The sequence below is a fragment of the Serratia sp. KH_031 genome, assembly GCF_057839655.1.
Genome location: NZ_CM174496.1, coordinates 4,642,154 through 4,658,349, shown reverse-complemented (window position 1 = coordinate 4,658,349; position 16,196 = coordinate 4,642,154). Strand labels below are relative to the sequence as shown.

The following is a 16,196-nucleotide window of genomic DNA, read 5'->3' as shown; positions in this document are numbered from 1 at the left end:
GCTTGTAAAATAAGGTTTATGGACGGTCTGTCATAAACCTTATTAGGCGTATCAAGCTGCTTTGAAGCGCTCGATTAAGGCATGTTCAACCACGATAGTGAAATCGGTGAACAAAGCTTTAGGTTTAACAGTTTTGCCACGTTTTTCTAGTGTGACGAAGCCATGGCCGCTTAATGTTTTCAGTGTGGTGGAGAGATTACTGACCTGCCGACCAGATAACCGTGCCAATTCGCTAATTGTTTCTGGTTTCTCCGCATCCATGAGGCGTAGAAGGGCAATATTGTCGTTGCTGAGGATCTGGCCGAGTGCGTTTAGAGAGGCAAACCAAACTTTTGGCTCCCCTAGCTGCGGAGTGTATTGACCTGCGGCGATTGCCAGCACTCGTTTACGGAGAATATCTTCCGGGATAACACCGATAAGCGCTCTCATTATTGTCTACCTTCTTCTATTTCCTTGATAATTTGATCCACTGTATGAAAAAGTCAGTGATTAACTGGGTCGCGTTAGTAAACTCATACGGGTGGCCTTTGTCGTATGAGGTTTTATGTAGGTGATCGTAAACCACAAGTTTTCCGGTAAAACTACCCTTCTTCGGCATTCGTATGCCGTGAGCATTGTCCATACCAAAAACACGCTGGTTATAACGATCGTGTAGTGTCAGGTTGTAACGGATTCCATGTGGTCTGAATATGGATTTATCTACCTGATAAGCTTCAATTCTCCACCAGTAACCGCTATCCATCGTGAATTCGGAACCATGAAGATCCAATAAGTTGCTCAGTCCGTAAGCGTTGTTATCCATGTTTGATCTCCATTGTTATGACTTAATCATAACAATGGAGATCAATGTCAGCAAGTATACTTTTTCAACAATAGGGTTTGAGGGAAAAACGGCTCCAGGATAAGAGCCGTTTGTTAGAGGGGGAGATAACTAGCCTGTATTACGCATTCCGGCGGCGACGCCAGCGATGGTGACCATCAGCGCTTGCTCAACGCGTGCATCTGGATGTTCCTGCTGGCGCGAGCGATGCAGCAGTTCGGCCTGGAGTACGTTGAGTGGATCGGTATAGACATTACGCAATGCGATGGATTCGGCAATCCACGGCAGGTCGGCCATCAAGTGTTCATCGTTGGCGATAGCCAATACTACCTTGATGTCACTTTCCAACTGGTTGCGTAGTTGTTGACCCAGCGGCCATAGGGATTTATCCACCAAACGTTGATCGTAGTATTCCGCCAGCCACAAATCGGCTTTGGCGAATACCATTTCTAGCATCGCAATGCGGGTAGAGAAGAACGGCCAGTCGCGGCACATGGTTTCCAACTGATCCTGTTTGCCCGCTTTGACCGCTTCTTGCAGACCGGCACCGGCACCCAGCCAAGCCGGAAGCATCAAGCGGTTTTGCGTCCAGGCGAAGATCCACGGAATGGCGCGTAGGCTTTCTACTCCGCCGTTCGGGCGACGTTTCGCCGGGCGTGAACCCAACGGCAGTTTGCCTAATTCCAGCTCTGGCGTTGCGGCGCGGAAGTAAGGCACAAACTCAGGATTCTCACGCACATAGCCACGATACATTTTGCACGAGGTTTCTGACAGTTCGTCCATCAGCGTGCGCCACTCTTTTTTCGGCTCTGGTGGGGGTAACAGGTTCGCTTCCAGCACGGCTCCGGTGTACAGCGCCAAACTGCTGATGGTGACTTCTGGCAGACCAAACTTGAAGCGGATCATCTCGCCTTGTTCGGTGACGCGCAGACCACCTTTCAGGCTGCCCGGTGGTTGTGACAGCAAGGCTGCATGAGCCGGTGCACCGCCACGACCGATGGAGCCGCCACGACCGTGGAACAGCGTCAGTGCGACACCGGCTTTCTCGCAGGTTTTGATCAGCGCATCCTGCGCACGATATTGCGCCCAAGAGGCTGCCATTACGCCCGCGTCTTTCGCCGAGTCGGAATAGCCGATCATTACCATCTGTTTGCCTTGGATAAAGCCGCGATACCAGTCGATATTCAGCAACTGGGTCATCACGTCGTCGGCGTTATTCAAGTCGTCGAGCGTTTCGAACAGTGGCGCTACTGGCAGCGCAAATGGGCAACCGGCCTCTTTCAGCAGCAGATGTACCGCCAACACGTCGGAAGGGGTACGTGCCATTGAAATCACGTAGGCGGCGATCGAACCTTGTGGCGCTTCGGCGATCACTCGGCAGGTTTCTAGCACCTCTTGAGTATCAGCGCTGGGCTCCCACTTCAGTGGTACCAGCGGGCGTTTGGAATTCAGCTCGCGGATCAGGAACGCCTGTTTGTCGGCTTCGGACCAGCTTTCATAATCGCCCAGTCCCAAATAGCGGGTTAGTTCGGCAATGGCTTCGGTATGGCGAGTACTTTCTTGACGGACGTCGATGCGTACCAATGGCACGCCGAAACAGCGCACGCGGCGTAGGGTATCCAGCAATTGCCCATTGGCGATAATGCCCATACCGCAGGCCACTAGAGATTGATAACAGGCGTACAACGGATCCCACAGTTGCTCGTTATTCACCAGCAGATTTTGTGGTTTCAGGACGCGTTCACCTTTCAGGCGACCTTCCAGATAGGCTTGTGAGCTCATCAGTTGGCTGCGTAGATGCTTCATGATTTCGCGGTAGGGTTCGAGTACCTCGTCACCACCGGCCAGTTCCCGCACTTCTGGCGTGCATTCGATCATCGACAGTTCAGAAACCAGGACTTGTACATCACGCAGGAACAGATCGCAGGCTTTCCAGCGGCTGAGTAGCAGCACATGGCGGGTAACTTCGGCCGTTACGTTCGGGTTGCCGTCGCGGTCACCGCCCATCCAAGAAGTGAAGCGCACTGGCACCGCTTCTACCGGCAGGCTGTAATCGATGGAGTTTTCTAGCTGTTCGTTAAGTTCACGCAAAAACGCCGGGACGCCTTCCCACAGACTGTTTTCTACCACCGCAAAACCCCACTTAGCTTCGTCAATCGGCGAAGGGCGGTTTTTGCGGATTTCATCGGTATGCCAAGACTGCGCAACCAACTGACGCAGGCGGCGCATGATTTTATTACGCTCGTAATCAGCCAGATCGTTGTGATCGAGCTGGCTGAGGCAAGTATTCACCTCGACCAACTTGTGGATCAGCGTACGGCGGGTGATTTCTGTCGGGTGTGCGGTCAGCACTAGCTCGATGGACAGTTGATCCACCGCGTTTTGCAGCTCTTTATTGTTGAGTTTCTTGTCTTTCAAACGGCTGAACAACTGCGCCAGTGCTTCTGGATTGCTGGCGGCCTCGCCGTTTGGCGAAATGCTGTGATACTGCTCGGCGGTGTTGGTCAGGTTGAGGAACTGGCTGAAAGCGCGAGCTACCGGTAGCAACTCATCGTTAGACAGGTTCTGCAACGTATTCAGCAGTTCTTGTCGATGAGCTTCGTTACCTGCGCGTGAAGACTTGGAAAGTTTACGGATAGTTTCAACGCGATCGAGAATATGCTCGCCCAGCGCTTCTTTGATGGTATCGCCGAGTAACTTACCGAGCATACTGACATTACTTCGCATTGCCGAATATTGTTCGTTCATATAACCCCTGACCCAGTTCTTTGTGTGTTTTCTATTTTGTAAGTTAATTTCACCTGCTAGATAAAGACCGTCGGTTTCATCTAGCTGCTTACCCGTCCAATCGTCAATTGACACTATTTTTAGCAAAAAAACATCAAAATCGGCGCATTTTGTGAAATTTAATTACGGAGCGCCGGTTATCAGTTTGGCTTATTACGTGTTTTTTCTACTTATTAATAGGTATGAGTAATGATAAAACATTACCCATACCATTTCTTGGGTTTATTGGTGGCAGAAATGATCGACCAACTGACCGATCAGCTTGCGTGTCGGTTCGATGAATGCAATATCGATATATTCATCCGGCTGGTGCGCCTGATTGATCGAACCTGGCCCCAATACCAGTGTTGGACAGACTTCCTGCACAAATGGTGCCTCGGTGCAGTAGTTAACCACTTCGGTGCGTGTACCTAATAATCTCTCAATCACCGCCACCATGTGGTGATCGGTTGGGCACTCATAACCTGGGATCGGCGGATGCAGTTCATCAATAGTCAAACGACCCGGCCAACGCTCTTGAACCGGTGCCAAAGCGCTATGTAGCAACTCGTTGATGTTATCCAGCGTCATCCCCGGCAGCGGGCGAATATCCATATGTAACTCGCAACAGGCGCAGATGCGGTTCGCGGCATCACCGCCATTGATATGGCCGAAGTTCATGGTTGGATAAGGCACGGCGAAAGCAGGATTGTTGTAGCGTTCCTGCAAGGTTTTACGCAGTTCCATCAGGTGGCCGATGGATTCGTGCATTAACTCAATGGCATTCACTCCACGAGCCGGATCGCTCGAGTGGCCGGACTGCCCGACAATACGAATCGCGTTGGAAAGGTGGCCTTTATGCGCCCGTACCGGTTTCAGCGACGTGGGTTCGCCGATGATGGCGAAGTCCGGGCGAATTTTGGTCGAGGCGGCAAAATAACGTGCGCCCGCCATCGTCGTTTCTTCATCTGCGGTGGCTAAGATGTACAGTGGCTTGGTCAGTTTGCTGGCATCGATATCACGCACCGCATCGAGGATAAAAGCAAAGAAGCCTTTCATATCGGCGGTACCCAGCCCGTACAACTTGTTGTCGTGCTCGGTCAGAGTGAAAGGATCGCGCGTCCAGCGTCCTTCGTCATAAGGTACGGTATCGGTATGCCCCGCAAGCAGCAAACCACCGCTACCTTGCCCAATACTGGCTAACAGATTGAATTTGTTACGAGTATCTGGCACTGGCTGCACATCGACACGGAAACCCAAATCGCCAAGCCATTCCGCCAGCAAGTTGATTAATGCTTCATTACTCTGATCGAGGGAGGCATCGGTAGCGCTGATTGTTGGGGTAGCGATCAACGCCCGGTACAGCTCAATAAATGGAGGTAATTTCATCTTCACTGTTGACAGCCCTTGGTTGTGATAGTATCAATATTCATGCATTTATTTTGAATAAAAATACAGTAAGCTGGTGCGTAAGGGAACACGATACCCGGATGTTTACAAAAACATCAACGCCCGACCTGGTGGGTGAACGGCGCAACGATGCGGCTAAGCCCTGTTATCCGTTAACTATACCCAAAGTAATTGGAGTTGCAGCTAGGCGGCAAGTGCGAGAATCCCCAAGAACATAGATAACTATGTGACTGGGGTGAGCGCACGTAGCCAACAACGCTGCGGCTTCAAGTACGACGGGTAAGAAGGTGTAAGGCCACATGTTGAACACGCTGATTGTTGGTGCCAGCGGTTATGCCGGAGCGGAGCTCACGACGTATCTGAATCGCCACCCACACATGAACATAACCGCTTTAGCGGTTTCAGCGCAAAGTGCAGATGCAGGAAAATTACTTTCCGATCTGCATCCCCAGCTAAAAGGGATCGTCGATCTGCCGCTGCAACCCTTGGTTGACGTGGCTGAAGCCGCCAAAGGCATCGACGTGGTGTTTCTCGCCACTTCCCATGAAGTCAGTCACGACATCGCCCCAGAATTTTTGGCTGCGGGCTGCGTGGTGTTCGATCTTTCCGGTGCGTTCCGCGTGCAAGATGCCAATTTCTACAGCCAGTATTACGGTTTTGAACATCAGCACGGCGGTTGGTTAGAGCAGGCGGTATACGGTCTGGCAGAGTGGCAGAGCGAGAAAATCAAACAGGCGCAGTTGATTGCCGTGCCGGGTTGCTACCCAACGGCGGCGCAATTGGCGCTGAAGCCACTGATCGAGAAACAATTGCTGAATCTCGACCAATGGCCGGTGATTAACGCGACCAGCGGCGTCAGCGGTGCCGGACGTAAAGCCAGTCTGACCACCAGTTTCTGTGAGGTCAGCCTGCAACCATACGGCATTTTCACTCACCGTCACCAGCCGGAAATCTCCGCGCATTTGGGTATCCCGGTGATTTTCACGCCACACCTGGGCAACTTCCCACGTGGCATTCTCGAAACCATTACCTGCCGTCTGAAATCCGGCGTTACCGCGCAAGACGTGGCAGCAGCTTATCACGCGGCTTACGATGACAAACCGCTGGTTAGACTGTATGACAAAGGTGTCCCGGCGTTGAAATCGGTGGTAGGTCTGCCGTTCTGCGATATCGGTTTTGCCGTACAGGGCGAACATTTGATCGCGGTGGCAGTAGAAGACAATTTGTTGAAAGGTGCTGCCGCCCAGGCGGTGCAGTGTATGAATATCCGCTTTGGGTTCCCGGAAACCCAGTCATTACTTTAATGTGGGATGAAACAACGATGAACCCGTTAATTATTAAACTCGGTGGCGTGTTACTGGATAGCGAAGAAGCGCTGGAGCGGTTGTTTACCGCTTTGGACGCTTATCGTGCCGAGCATCAACGCCCATTGCTGATTGTCCACGGTGGCGGTTGTTTGGTGGATGAGTTGATGAAGCAACTTTCTCTGCCAGTGGTAAAGAAAAATGGCCTGCGTGTCACACCTGCTGATCAGATTGACATCATTACTGGTGCCTTGGCGGGGACGGCTAATAAAACTTTGTTGGCATGGGCGGTAAAACACAAAATCAATGCAGTGGGTTTGAGTTTGGCAGATGGCGGTAGCGTTAGCGTCACTCAGTTGGACGAGGCGTTAGGGCACGTTGGCAACGCGCAACCGGGTTCTCCAGACTTACTGAACTTGTTATTGAATTCAGGCTATTTGCCGGTGATCAGCTCCATCGGTATCACCGCCGAAGGCCAGTTGATGAACGTGAATGCCGATCAGGCTGCGACGGCGCTGGCGGCGACGTTGGGGGCGGATTTGATCTTGCTGTCAGACGTCAGCGGTATCCTCGATGGTAAAGGGCAACGTATTGCTGAAATGACCGCAGAAAAAGCGGAACAACTGATTACTCAAGGCATCATCACCGATGGTATGGTCGTGAAGGTGAATGCGGCGTTGGATGCCGCACGTACCCTTGGCCGTCCGGTGGACATTGCCAGTTGGCGTCATGCCGACCAACTCCCTGCTTTATTTAACGGCGTGTCAATCGGCACCCGGATCCTGGCTTAAATTTTTAAAATTTAGAATGACAAGGAATAACAACATGCAAACCAAAGGCATCAAGAAAATCGTTCTGGCTTACTCTGGCGGTCTGGATACTTCGGCGATCATTCCATGGTTGAAAGAAAACTACGGTGGCTGTGAAGTCGTGGCGTTCGTGGCGGATATTGGTCAAGAACGTGGCGATCTGGAAGGAGTGGAGCAAAAAGCGCTGCAATCCGGTGCCTCTGAGTGCCATGTGGTGGATTTGCGTGAAGAATTCATCCGTGATTACGTTTATCCAGTATTGCAGACCGGTGCTTTATACGAAGGTAGCTACCTGCTGGGCACTTCAATGGCGCGGCCAATTATCGCTAAAGCGCAGGTCGAGCTGGCGCTGAAAGTGGGTGCTGATGCGTTGTGCCACGGTGCAACCGGTAAAGGTAACGATCAGGTGCGTTTCGAAACCACTTACACCGCGTTGGCTCCACAGTTGAAAGTGGTTGCACCTTGGCGTGAGTGGAATCTGCGTTCTCGTGAAGCGCTGTTGGACTATTTGAAAGAGCGCAATATCCCGACCACCGCATCGCTGGAAAAGATCTACAGCCGTGACGAAAACGCTTGGCATATTTCTACCGAAGGCGGTGTGTTGGAAAGCCCGTGGAATGCACCGAACAAAGATTGCTGGGTGTGGACCGTTGATCCTTTAGAAGCGCCAGACCAACCTGAGCAAGTGACCGTTACTGTAAACAAAGGCAACGTGGTTGCGGTGAACGGTAAAGCACTGAGCCCATATCAGTGTCTAGAGGCCTTGAATACGCTGGGTGCTAAGCACGGTGTAGGTCGTATCGACATCGTGGAAAACCGTTTAGTGGGCATCAAATCCCGTGGTTGCTACGAAACCCCCGGTGGCACCATTATGGTGGCGGCGCTGCGTGCGGTAGAGCAGTTGGTTCTGGATCGTGATAGCTTCAAATGGCGTGAGCAGTTGGGTCTGGAAATGTCTTACGTGGTATACGATGGTCGCTGGTTTGCTCCACTGCGTCGTTCCATTCAGGCTTCTGCACAAGCGCTGGCGGAAGAAGTTAACGGTGAAGTGGTACTACAACTGTATAAGGGCCAAGTGACGGCGATTCAGAAAAAATCTGCCAATAGCCTGTACTCCGAAGAGTTCGCCACCTTCGGCGAAGATGAAGTTTACGATCACAGCCACGCGGGCGGCTTTATCCGTCTGTTCTCACTCTCTTCTCGCATCCGTGCGCTGAACGAGAAGAAGAACAACAAGTAATTTTTCGGTATAGATCCAAGGGCGCAAAAGTTGTTGCGCCCTTTTGCATAACTTTTAGGGGTAGATGATGGCACTTTGGGGCGGACGGTTTAGCCAAGCGGCAGATCAGCGGTTCAAACAATTAAACGATTCTCTGCGCTTTGATTACCGCTTGGCGCAGCAAGATATTGTTGGCTCCGTGGCCTGGTCGAAAGCGTTGGTCACGGTCAATGTGTTGACTGAAGCCGAGCAACAACAGCTTGAAAAAGCATTGAATGAATTGCTGGTGGGAGTGCAGGCCGATCCGCAGGCGATCATTCAGAGCGATGCGGAAGATATTCATAGTTGGGTAGAACTGAAACTGATCGACAAAGTGGGCGATCTGGGTAAAAAACTGCACACCGGGCGTAGCCGTAACGATCAAGTCGCGACCGATTTGAAACTGTGGTGCAAGCTGCAAGTCAGCGAATTGCATCAAGCGATCGTACAACTACAGCAGGCATTGGTCGAAACCGCCGAAGCGAATCAAGACGCAGTGATGCCGGGGTATACCCATTTGCAACGCGCTCAGCCGGTGACTTTTGCCCATTGGTGTTTGGCCTATGTGGAAATGCTGGCGCGTGACGAAAGCCGTTTGCAAGATACGCTGAAACGTCTGGACGTTAGCCCGTTGGGTAGCGGCGCGTTGGCGGGAACGGCTTATCCGATAGATCGTGAACAACTGGCCGGTTGGTTAGGTTTTGCTTCTGCGACGCGTAACAGTTTGGACAGCGTCTCCGATCGCGACCACGTGTTGGAGCTGCTTTCTAACGCTTCAATCAGCATGGTGCATCTGTCGCGCTTTGCCGAAGATCTGATCTTCTTCAACAGCGGTGAAGCGGCGTTTGTCGAACTTTCCGACCGAGTGACCTCAGGTTCTTCCCTGATGCCACAGAAGAAAAACCCTGATGCATTGGAACTGATTCGTGGCAAGTGTGGCCGTGTACAGGGTGCGTTAACCGGCATGATGATGACGCTAAAAGGTTTACCGCTGGCGTATAACAAAGACATGCAGGAAGACAAAGAAGGGTTGTTCGACGCGCTCGATACCTGGATGGATTGCCTACAAATGGCGGCGTTGGTGCTGGATGGCATTCAGGTAAAACGTCCACGTTGTAAGGAAGCGGCAGAGCAAGGTTATGCTAATGCCACTGAACTGGCGGATTATCTGGTTGCCAAGGGCGTTCCGTTCCGTGAAGCGCACCATATCGTTGGTGAAGCGGTAGTGGAAGCGATTCGCCAAGGTAAAGCATTAGAAGTCTTGCCACTAGCTGATTTGCAAAAATTCAGTAGCGTTATCGGCGATGATGTTTACCCGATTTTGTCACTGCAATCTTGCTTGGATAAACGTGCCGCTAAAGGCGGCGTTTCACCACTGCAGGTGGCGAATGCGATTGCTGAGGCAAAACAGCGGTTGATATAATAACCGTTCAAAACAGGGAGGTTTATGCATCTATTCTTAATGTCTATTTTTACGGATTTCTTCATACGCAAGGCAAGTACCGAAGAGGTATTTGCCAGATATGGAGAAATCAATGTACAGAAACAACAAACGCTCATTACGCCGCCATCATTATCGTCGTCTTAAACATTGTCGCAAAGATTACTATGGTGGGATTCGCTATCCTGAATTGTATACGGAACGAGATGTTGCTCGTAGGTTTGGTAAGTTGGTTGCAACTGTTCCTGATTGCAGTTGTTGGATGTGCGGTAATCCTCGCCGTTATTTTCTGACTGTGACTTTGCAGGAATTAAAAGCGCAAGATAGTGAACGAGATGGTTGGCAAGAGTTAGTCTCTAAGTTTGACTAATTGAATTAAGAATAGGGCACCGTTCTATGGATGGTGCCCTATTTATTTGCCTCGGCGTTATTCCCCTGGGCAACGTTGGCAGCGCTCGGCCTCTGTTGCACCTAATTTCAGTTTGGTTTGCAGATCGCGTAGCGCGGTGCGCAGACCTTCTTCGATCACCGGGTGATAGAACGGCATATCGAGCATTTGATTGATGGTCATCTGCTGTTGGTGTGCCCAAGCCAGCAGGTGGGCGATGTGTTCTACATCTGGCCCCATCATTTCGGCACCGAGGAAGCGTCCGGTTCCTTGTTCGCCATACACGTGCAAAATACCTTTGTTACGCAGCATGACGCGGGAACGACCTTGGTTTTCAAACGACACTTCACCGACTTCGAAGCAACCGCAGGCGCTGAATTTCTGGCTCAATTCGCGGAAAGTGGAACCCACCATCGCAATTTGTGGATCGGAGAACACCACTGAAATTGCGCTACGACGTAGGCCGGGCTTGATTTCCGGGAAGCTACCGGCGTTTTCACCGGCAATGCGTGCTTGATCGCTGGCTTCGTGCAGTAACGGCAACTGGTTGCTGGCGTCTCCAGCAATGAAAATATGCGGTACGCTGGTTTGCATCGTCAGGCGATCGGCCTGCGGCACACCTTTGGCGTCCAGTATCAAACGGGTGTTTTCCAACCCCAGATTATCGACATTTGGGCGACGACCGGTCGCTGCCAGCACGTAATCCACCATCATTTCCTGCGTTTGACCGTGCAAGTCCTGATAGCGAATAAACACTTTGTCACCTTCGCGCTGCATGATATCGACTTTCACGTCGGGATCGAGGTAGAACTCTTCGCTCAGCGTTTTGGCGGCATAGTCGCGTATTGCGCTGTCAGTCAATGGGCCAACAGCACCACCGACACCGAATACTTTGGTCTGTACCCTGAGACGGTGCAAAGCCTGCCCTAATTCCAACCCGATTACGCCGGGGCCAAAGACGGCGACCGATTGCGGTAAGTCGTCCCAGTTAAAAACGTCATCGTTAATGATTAGACGATCGCCCAATTCATTCCACGGTGCAGGCCAGCTAGGCCGCGAACCGGTAGCAATAACAATGCGTTGTGCGACGATGCGGGTGTGATCGTCAACTTGCAAGGTGTTGTCGTCGATGAAGCGGGCATAGCCTTGAATTTTGTCTTCTGCGGGAATGCTGTCGACGCCTTCCAACACGAAGCCGACGAAACGGTCACGTTCGCGTTTGACGCGACTCATCACTGCACGACCATTGATGGTGGTTTTACCCGCTGGATGAACGCCAAAGCCGGGGGCACGCTCGATTTGATGTACCGCTTCTGCGGCGGCAATCAATAGTTTAGACGGCATACAGCCAACGCGTGCACAGGTCGTACCGTAGGGGCCGCCTTCGATCATCACTACACTCGGAGTGGAAAGCTTCGCGGCGCGATAAGCCCCTAAACCTGCGGTACCACCGCCGATCACGGCGACATCAACGTTTAACTGTTTCATCTTCATTCCTTAAGGATAAAAAAAGGCGGGAATGCTCCCGCCAAACTTCATGTTGGACTTCTTTTTTTGTTTAATCAGGCTGTCAGGAAAGTTTCCAAGTCATCGCTGCCACCGATATGGCGACCACCGATGAACACCTGTGGCACGGTGGCGCGACCACTGACGGCACGCAGGCTGACGGTGGTTGCGTCTTTGCCCAGTACGATTTCTTCATACTGGATGCCACGGTCTTGCAGCATTTGTTTCGCTTTGGCGCAGAATGGGCAGCCCGGCTTGGTGAACACAGAAACGGATTCCTGCACTTTAAATTCTGGTGCCAAATACTTCAGCATGGTGTCGGCGTCAGACACTTCAAATGGGTCGCCCGGTTTGTTTGGCTCAACAAACATTTTCTCGACTACGCCGTTGCGTACCAGCATTGAGTAACGCCATGAACGTGGGCCAAAACCTAAGTCGGCCTTTTCAACCAACATGTTCATACCTTGGGTGAATTCACCATTACCGTCTGGAATAAAGGTAATATTTTCAGCGTGTTGATCGGCTTTCCAGGCGTTCATGACAAAGGTGTCGTTGACGGACACGCACAGAATGCTGTCGACGCCGTGTTGTTTGAACACGCTAGACAATTCGTTGTAACGCGGCAGGTGGCTGGAAGAACAGGTTGGAGTAAATGCGCCCGGCAGTGAGAACAGGATGACGGTTTTGTTGTTGAACAGTTCATCGGTAGTGACGTCAATCCATTGGTCGCCCTGACGAGTATGGAAAGTGACTTGTGGAATTTTTTTGCCTTCTTGACTGGTAAACATCCAATAACTCCTTAATCGATAAAAATAATTTTTCGTTGTTTGCGTTGGTCCGCTTCGTTGGTGGACATTATTCACTCCAGGGCTTGATAGATCTAATCGCTCGTTGCTATCTTATCTATCGCTACGAGCTATCGTGGCCTGGAGGGAAACAATGAATATTCGTGATTTAGAGTACCTGGTCGCTTTGGCCGAACACCGTCACTTCCGACGTGCTGCCGATTCGTGCCACGTTAGTCAACCCACGCTGAGTGGTCAGATCCGCAAGCTCGAAGACGAGCTGGGCGTGATGTTGCTCGAACGTACCAGCCGCAAGGTTCTGTTCACTCAGGCTGGCTTATTGTTGGTTGAACAGGCACGTACCGTGTTGCGTGAGGTCAAGGTGTTGAAAGAAATGGCCAGCCAGCAGGGCGAGGCGATGTCTGGGCCGTTGCACATTGGCTTGATCCCCACCGTGGGGCCGTATCTGTTACCGCAAATTATCCCGATGCTGCATAAGACTTTCCCTAAGTTGGAAATGTATTTGCACGAAGCACAAACCCACCAACTATTGGCGCAACTCGATAGCGGCAAGCTAGATTGCGCAATTTTGGCATTAGTGAAAGAAACCGAAGCCTTTATCGAAGTGCCGCTGTTTGATGAGCCGATGAAGCTGGCGGTGTATAGCGATCACCCGTGGTCGCAACGCGATCGCGTGGCGATGCCAGATCTGGCGGGAGAAAAACTGCTGATGTTGGAAGATGGTCACTGTTTGCGCGATCAGGCGATGGGCTTTTGCTTCCAGGCTGGTGCGGATGAGGATACTCATTTCCGCGCTACCAGTTTGGAAACCTTGCGCAATATGGTCGCGGCAGGCAGCGGTATTACTCTGATGCCAGGGTTATCGGTACCGAATGAACGCGAGCGTGATGGAGTTTGTTATCTCGATTGCTTCAAGCCGGAACCGAAGCGCACCGTTGCTCTGGTGTACCGCCCCGGTTCCCCATTGCGCAGTCGTTATGAACAGTTGGCAGAAGCGATTCGCGAACACATGCAGAACCGCTTCGACAGCGAGTTAAAACAGGCGGTTTAAGCCGTTCAGCGCTGCCACCCGGTAGGCTTCGGCCATGGTCGGATAGTTGAAGGTAGTATTGACGAAATACTCGATGGTATTACCTTCACCTTTCTGTTCCATGATCGCCTGACCGATGTGGATAATCTCTGCCGCACGCTCACCAAAGCAGTGAATCCCAAGGATCTGCAACGTATCGCGGTGGAACAAAATCTTCAGGCTACCCATGTTCATCCCGGCAATCTGTGCCCGCGCCAAGTGCTTGAACTGAGCACGACCCACCTCATACGGCACTTTCATTGACGTCAGTTCCTGCTCAGTTTTACCGACGGAACTGATTTCTGGAATGGTGTAGATACCGGTAGGAATATCTTCGATCAGATGCGCCCGACTTTCGCCGGAAGAGATCGCTTGTGCAGCAATGCGTCCTTGGTCGTAAGCGGCGGAAGCCAAACTTGGATAACCGATCACATCACCGACCGCGTAGATATGCGGCACGGCGGTTTGGTACATGCTGTTTACTTTCAACAAACCACGGCTATCGGCTTCTAACCCGACATTTTCCAACCCCAGTGAATGGGTATTACCGGTACGACCGTTGGCGAACAGCAAGCAGTCGGCCTTCACTTTTTTGCCAGATTTCAGATGGATAATCGCGCCATCGTCCACGCCTTCAATCTTCTCGAACTCTTCATTGTGGCGAATTACCACGCCGTTATTCCAGAAGTGATAGGACAGAGAGTCTGACATTTCCTGATCGAGGAACGCGAGCAGACGGTCACGGGTGTTGATCAGATCGACTTTGACGTTCAATCCACGGAAGATCGACGCGTACTCACAACCGATCACCCCTGCACCGTAAATAATCACGTGGCGCGGTTCGTGGCTCAGTTCGAGAATGGTATCGCTGTCGTAAATGCGTGGGTGGCTGAAGTCTACGTTATCAGGACGATACGGACGTGAACCGCAGGCGATCACGATACGTTCCGCGGAAATAGTATCCTGCGTGCCGTCCAGATAAGTGACGCTGACGGTATTCGCATCGATAAACTTCGCATCACCCGCAAACAGTTTGCACTGGTTACGCTCGTAGAAGCCTTGGCGCATACGGGTTTGTTGACTGATGACGTTATCGGCGTGACGAAGAATGTCAGGGAAAGTCGCGCTGAGTGTGCGGGAGTTGTTATAAAGCGGGTTCTGGTTAAATTCGATAATACGACTGACGGCGTGGCGGAGGGCTTTTGAGGGGATGGTACCCCAGTGAGTACATCCACCGCCCACATTGTTGTACCGTTCGATCACAGCGACACGGGCGCCTTGTTTAACCAGCCCCATAGCGGCACCTTCACCACCAGGGCCCGAGCCAATAATAATGGCATCAAATTTATAGTGCTGTTGCATGTAGGGGAGACCTGTTCTTATACAAAATTACAACGATATCTTAACATCATAGCGCTAAGTCCCCAATCATCATTAGGCTTTTTGGGGCAAAGTACAATCGGTGTGGTAAAGAACTGCGATAGAACGCGTTTGTATAAATCCTGTTGCAATAAAATTTGCTATATTGCCACCTCTACGACGTTAGACTGATTGAGTGGATATTATTTGGATATGCATATGGGCGTCAGAGCACAACAAAAAGAACGGACGCGTCGTTCCCTCGTCGAAGCTGCTTTCAGCCAATTGAGTGCCGAACGCAGTTTTGCCAGCCTGAGCCTGCGGGAAGTTTCACGCGAGGCCGGCATCGCTCCAACTTCATTCTACCGCCACTTTCGCGATGTGGATGAGCTGGGGCTGACCATGGTGGACGAGAGTGGTCTGATGCTGCGTCAATTGATGCGTCAGGCACGCCAGCGTATTGCCAAAGGTGGCAGCGTGATCCGCACGTCGGTCTCCACCTTCATGGAATTTATTGGCGACAATCCCAATGCTTTCAGATTGTTGCTGCGTGAACGCTCTGGGACTTCGGCGGCTTTCCGTGCGGCCGTTGTGCGTGAGATCCAGCACTTTATCGCTGAACTGGCGGATTATTTGGAGCTGGAAAACCATATGCCGCGCAGTTTTACCGAGGCGCAGGCGGAAGCCATGGTGACGATTGTATTCAGCGCGGGTGCTGAAGCGTTGGACATCGACATTGAAAAAAGGCGTCAACTGGAAGAACGTTTGGTACTGCAATTGCGGATGATTTCCAAAGGGGCTTATTACTGGTATCGCCGCGAACAAGAGAAAACGTCTGTAACCCCTGCATAAAAAAGGTAGAAAGTGATGGAAAAACCAGGCCGTGAAAATAGCACTCTGCTACTGGCGTTGATCGCCGGTCTTTCGATTAACGGTTCATTTGCTGCATTGTTCAGCTCGATTGTCCCGTTCTCTATCTTCCCGTTGATTGCTTTGGTGTTGGCGGTGTACTGCTTGCATCAACGTTACCTGAACCACGCGATGCCAGACGGTTTACCCAAACTGGCTGCCGCCTGCTTCATACTGGGTGTCTTGCTGTATAGCGCCATTGCACGTGCTGAATACCCGGAGATCGGTTCGAATTTCCTGCCGTCGATTATCTGCGTGGTGTTGGTGTTGTGGATTGGTGTCAAACTGAAGGCGCGTAAGGCGCTGGAAGGGAATACTCAATCTTGATGCATGGGGCGCAGCGTTCGCTGC

The 16,196-nt window shown here is 51.6% G+C and carries 15 protein-coding genes; 8 read left to right on the top strand and 7 right to left on the bottom strand.

Annotation, left to right across the window (positions count from 1 at the left end):
- Window positions 1-51 precede the first annotated feature (51 nt).
- From AC3ISQ_RS21075 to argE, 4 genes are all read right to left on the bottom strand, one after another.
- On the bottom strand, window positions 52-429 hold the full coding sequence (locus AC3ISQ_RS21075; protein WP_489349663.1) for an HVO_A0114 family putative DNA-binding protein: 378 nt from the start codon (window positions 427-429) through the stop codon (window positions 52-54).
- Between the two features lie 16 nt (window positions 430-445).
- Window positions 446-802 (bottom strand): toxin-antitoxin system TumE family protein, encoded by a 357-nt coding sequence (locus tag AC3ISQ_RS21070; protein WP_489349661.1) that lies wholly within the window; start codon window positions 800-802, stop codon window positions 446-448.
- A 129-nt stretch (window positions 803-931) separates the two neighbouring features.
- Window positions 932-3,568, bottom strand: coding sequence for a phosphoenolpyruvate carboxylase (gene ppc / locus AC3ISQ_RS21065; RefSeq protein WP_489349659.1), 2,637 nt, complete (start codon window positions 3,566-3,568; stop codon window positions 932-934).
- A gap of 261 nt (window positions 3,569-3,829) precedes the next feature.
- A complete protein-coding gene (gene argE, locus AC3ISQ_RS21060) occupies window positions 3,830-4,975 on the bottom strand; it encodes an acetylornithine deacetylase (RefSeq protein WP_489349657.1) in 1,146 nt (381 codons plus the stop codon).
- Between the two features lie 320 nt (window positions 4,976-5,295).
- On the opposite strand from argE, the gene argC reads away from it, so the two are divergent.
- The 5 genes from argC to AC3ISQ_RS21035 all read left to right on the top strand — a co-directional run bounded on the left by argC (window position 5,296) and on the right by AC3ISQ_RS21035 (window position 10,178).
- Window positions 5,296-6,300 (top strand): N-acetyl-gamma-glutamyl-phosphate reductase, encoded by a 1,005-nt coding sequence (gene argC / locus AC3ISQ_RS21055; RefSeq protein ID WP_489349656.1) that lies wholly within the window; start codon window positions 5,296-5,298, stop codon window positions 6,298-6,300.
- A gap of 17 nt (window positions 6,301-6,317) precedes the next feature.
- Window positions 6,318-7,091, top strand: coding sequence for an acetylglutamate kinase (argB, locus tag AC3ISQ_RS21050; protein ID WP_489349654.1), 774 nt, complete (start codon window positions 6,318-6,320; stop codon window positions 7,089-7,091).
- 34 nt (window positions 7,092-7,125) lie between these two features.
- The gene (locus AC3ISQ_RS21045; protein ID WP_489349652.1) at window positions 7,126-8,349 is read left to right on the top strand and encodes an argininosuccinate synthase; all 1,224 of its coding nucleotides are present in this window, start codon (window positions 7,126-7,128) and stop codon (window positions 8,347-8,349) included.
- 67 nt (window positions 8,350-8,416) lie between these two features.
- Window positions 8,417-9,790, top strand: coding sequence for an argininosuccinate lyase (argH, locus tag AC3ISQ_RS21040; RefSeq protein WP_489353423.1), 1,374 nt, complete (start codon window positions 8,417-8,419; stop codon window positions 9,788-9,790).
- A 112-nt stretch (window positions 9,791-9,902) separates the two neighbouring features.
- A complete protein-coding gene (locus tag AC3ISQ_RS21035) occupies window positions 9,903-10,178 on the top strand; it encodes a hypothetical protein (protein ID WP_489349651.1) in 276 nt (91 codons plus the stop codon).
- Between the two features lie 57 nt (window positions 10,179-10,235).
- On the opposite strand, the gene AC3ISQ_RS21030 is transcribed toward AC3ISQ_RS21035, so the two are convergent.
- Entirely contained in the window at window positions 10,236-11,684 is a 1,449-nt protein-coding gene (locus tag AC3ISQ_RS21030; protein ID WP_489349649.1) for a dihydrolipoyl dehydrogenase, read from the bottom strand.
- 74 nt (window positions 11,685-11,758) lie between these two features.
- Window positions 11,759-12,490: a glutathione peroxidase gene (locus AC3ISQ_RS21025; RefSeq protein WP_489349648.1), complete on the bottom strand. Its 732-nt coding sequence runs from the start codon at window positions 12,488-12,490 to the stop codon at window positions 11,759-11,761.
- 151 nt (window positions 12,491-12,641) lie between these two features.
- Between AC3ISQ_RS21025 and oxyR the strand changes: the two genes are divergently transcribed.
- On the top strand, window positions 12,642-13,559 hold the full coding sequence (gene oxyR, locus AC3ISQ_RS21020; protein ID WP_489349646.1) for a DNA-binding transcriptional regulator OxyR: 918 nt from the start codon (window positions 12,642-12,644) through the stop codon (window positions 13,557-13,559).
- On the opposite strand, the gene sthA is transcribed toward oxyR, so the two are convergent.
- Window positions 13,542-14,939 (bottom strand): Si-specific NAD(P)(+) transhydrogenase, encoded by a 1,398-nt coding sequence (sthA, locus tag AC3ISQ_RS21015; protein ID WP_489349644.1) that lies wholly within the window; start codon window positions 14,937-14,939, stop codon window positions 13,542-13,544. The genes oxyR and sthA overlap by 18 nt on opposite strands.
- A 216-nt stretch (window positions 14,940-15,155) precedes the next feature.
- Here sthA and fabR point away from each other — a divergent pair, with 216 nt between their 5' ends.
- Together fabR and AC3ISQ_RS21005 are read left to right on the top strand one after the other, a co-directional pair.
- Complete coding sequence (gene fabR / locus AC3ISQ_RS21010; protein ID WP_489349642.1) at window positions 15,156-15,788, top strand: HTH-type transcriptional repressor FabR; 633 nt, start codon at window positions 15,156-15,158, stop codon at window positions 15,786-15,788.
- 15 nt (window positions 15,789-15,803) lie between these two features.
- Window positions 15,804-16,172, top strand: a complete 369-nt coding sequence (locus AC3ISQ_RS21005; RefSeq protein WP_489349640.1) for a YijD family membrane protein — start codon at window positions 15,804-15,806, stop codon at window positions 16,170-16,172.
- Window positions 16,173-16,196: the final 24 nt, after the last annotated feature.

Coding starts and splice junctions, on each gene's coding strand:
- AC3ISQ_RS21070 (WP_489349661.1), bottom strand. CDS start 802: ATGGATAACAACGCTTACGGACTGAGCAACTTATTGGATCTTCATGGT.
- argH (WP_489353423.1), top strand. CDS start 8,417: ATGGCACTTTGGGGCGGACGGTTTAGCCAAGCGGCAGATCAGCGGTTC.
- fabR (WP_489349642.1), top strand. CDS start 15,156: ATGGGCGTCAGAGCACAACAAAAAGAACGGACGCGTCGTTCCCTCGTC.
- AC3ISQ_RS21030 (WP_489349649.1), bottom strand. CDS start 11,684: ATGAAACAGTTAAACGTTGATGTCGCCGTGATCGGCGGTGGTACCGCA.
- argC (WP_489349656.1), top strand. CDS start 5,296: ATGTTGAACACGCTGATTGTTGGTGCCAGCGGTTATGCCGGAGCGGAG.
- ppc (WP_489349659.1), bottom strand. CDS start 3,568: ATGAACGAACAATATTCGGCAATGCGAAGTAATGTCAGTATGCTCGGT.
- AC3ISQ_RS21005 (WP_489349640.1), top strand. CDS start 15,804: ATGGAAAAACCAGGCCGTGAAAATAGCACTCTGCTACTGGCGTTGATC.
- sthA (WP_489349644.1), bottom strand. CDS start 14,939: ATGCAACAGCACTATAAATTTGATGCCATTATTATTGGCTCGGGCCCT.
- AC3ISQ_RS21035 (WP_489349651.1), top strand. CDS start 9,903: ATGTACAGAAACAACAAACGCTCATTACGCCGCCATCATTATCGTCGT.
- AC3ISQ_RS21075 (WP_489349663.1), bottom strand. CDS start 429: ATGAGAGCGCTTATCGGTGTTATCCCGGAAGATATTCTCCGTAAACGA.
- AC3ISQ_RS21045 (WP_489349652.1), top strand. CDS start 7,126: ATGCAAACCAAAGGCATCAAGAAAATCGTTCTGGCTTACTCTGGCGGT.
- argE (WP_489349657.1), bottom strand. CDS start 4,975: ATGAAATTACCTCCATTTATTGAGCTGTACCGGGCGTTGATCGCTACC.
- oxyR (WP_489349646.1), top strand. CDS start 12,642: ATGAATATTCGTGATTTAGAGTACCTGGTCGCTTTGGCCGAACACCGT.
- argB (WP_489349654.1), top strand. CDS start 6,318: ATGAACCCGTTAATTATTAAACTCGGTGGCGTGTTACTGGATAGCGAA.
- AC3ISQ_RS21025 (WP_489349648.1), bottom strand. CDS start 12,490: ATGTTTACCAGTCAAGAAGGCAAAAAAATTCCACAAGTCACTTTCCAT.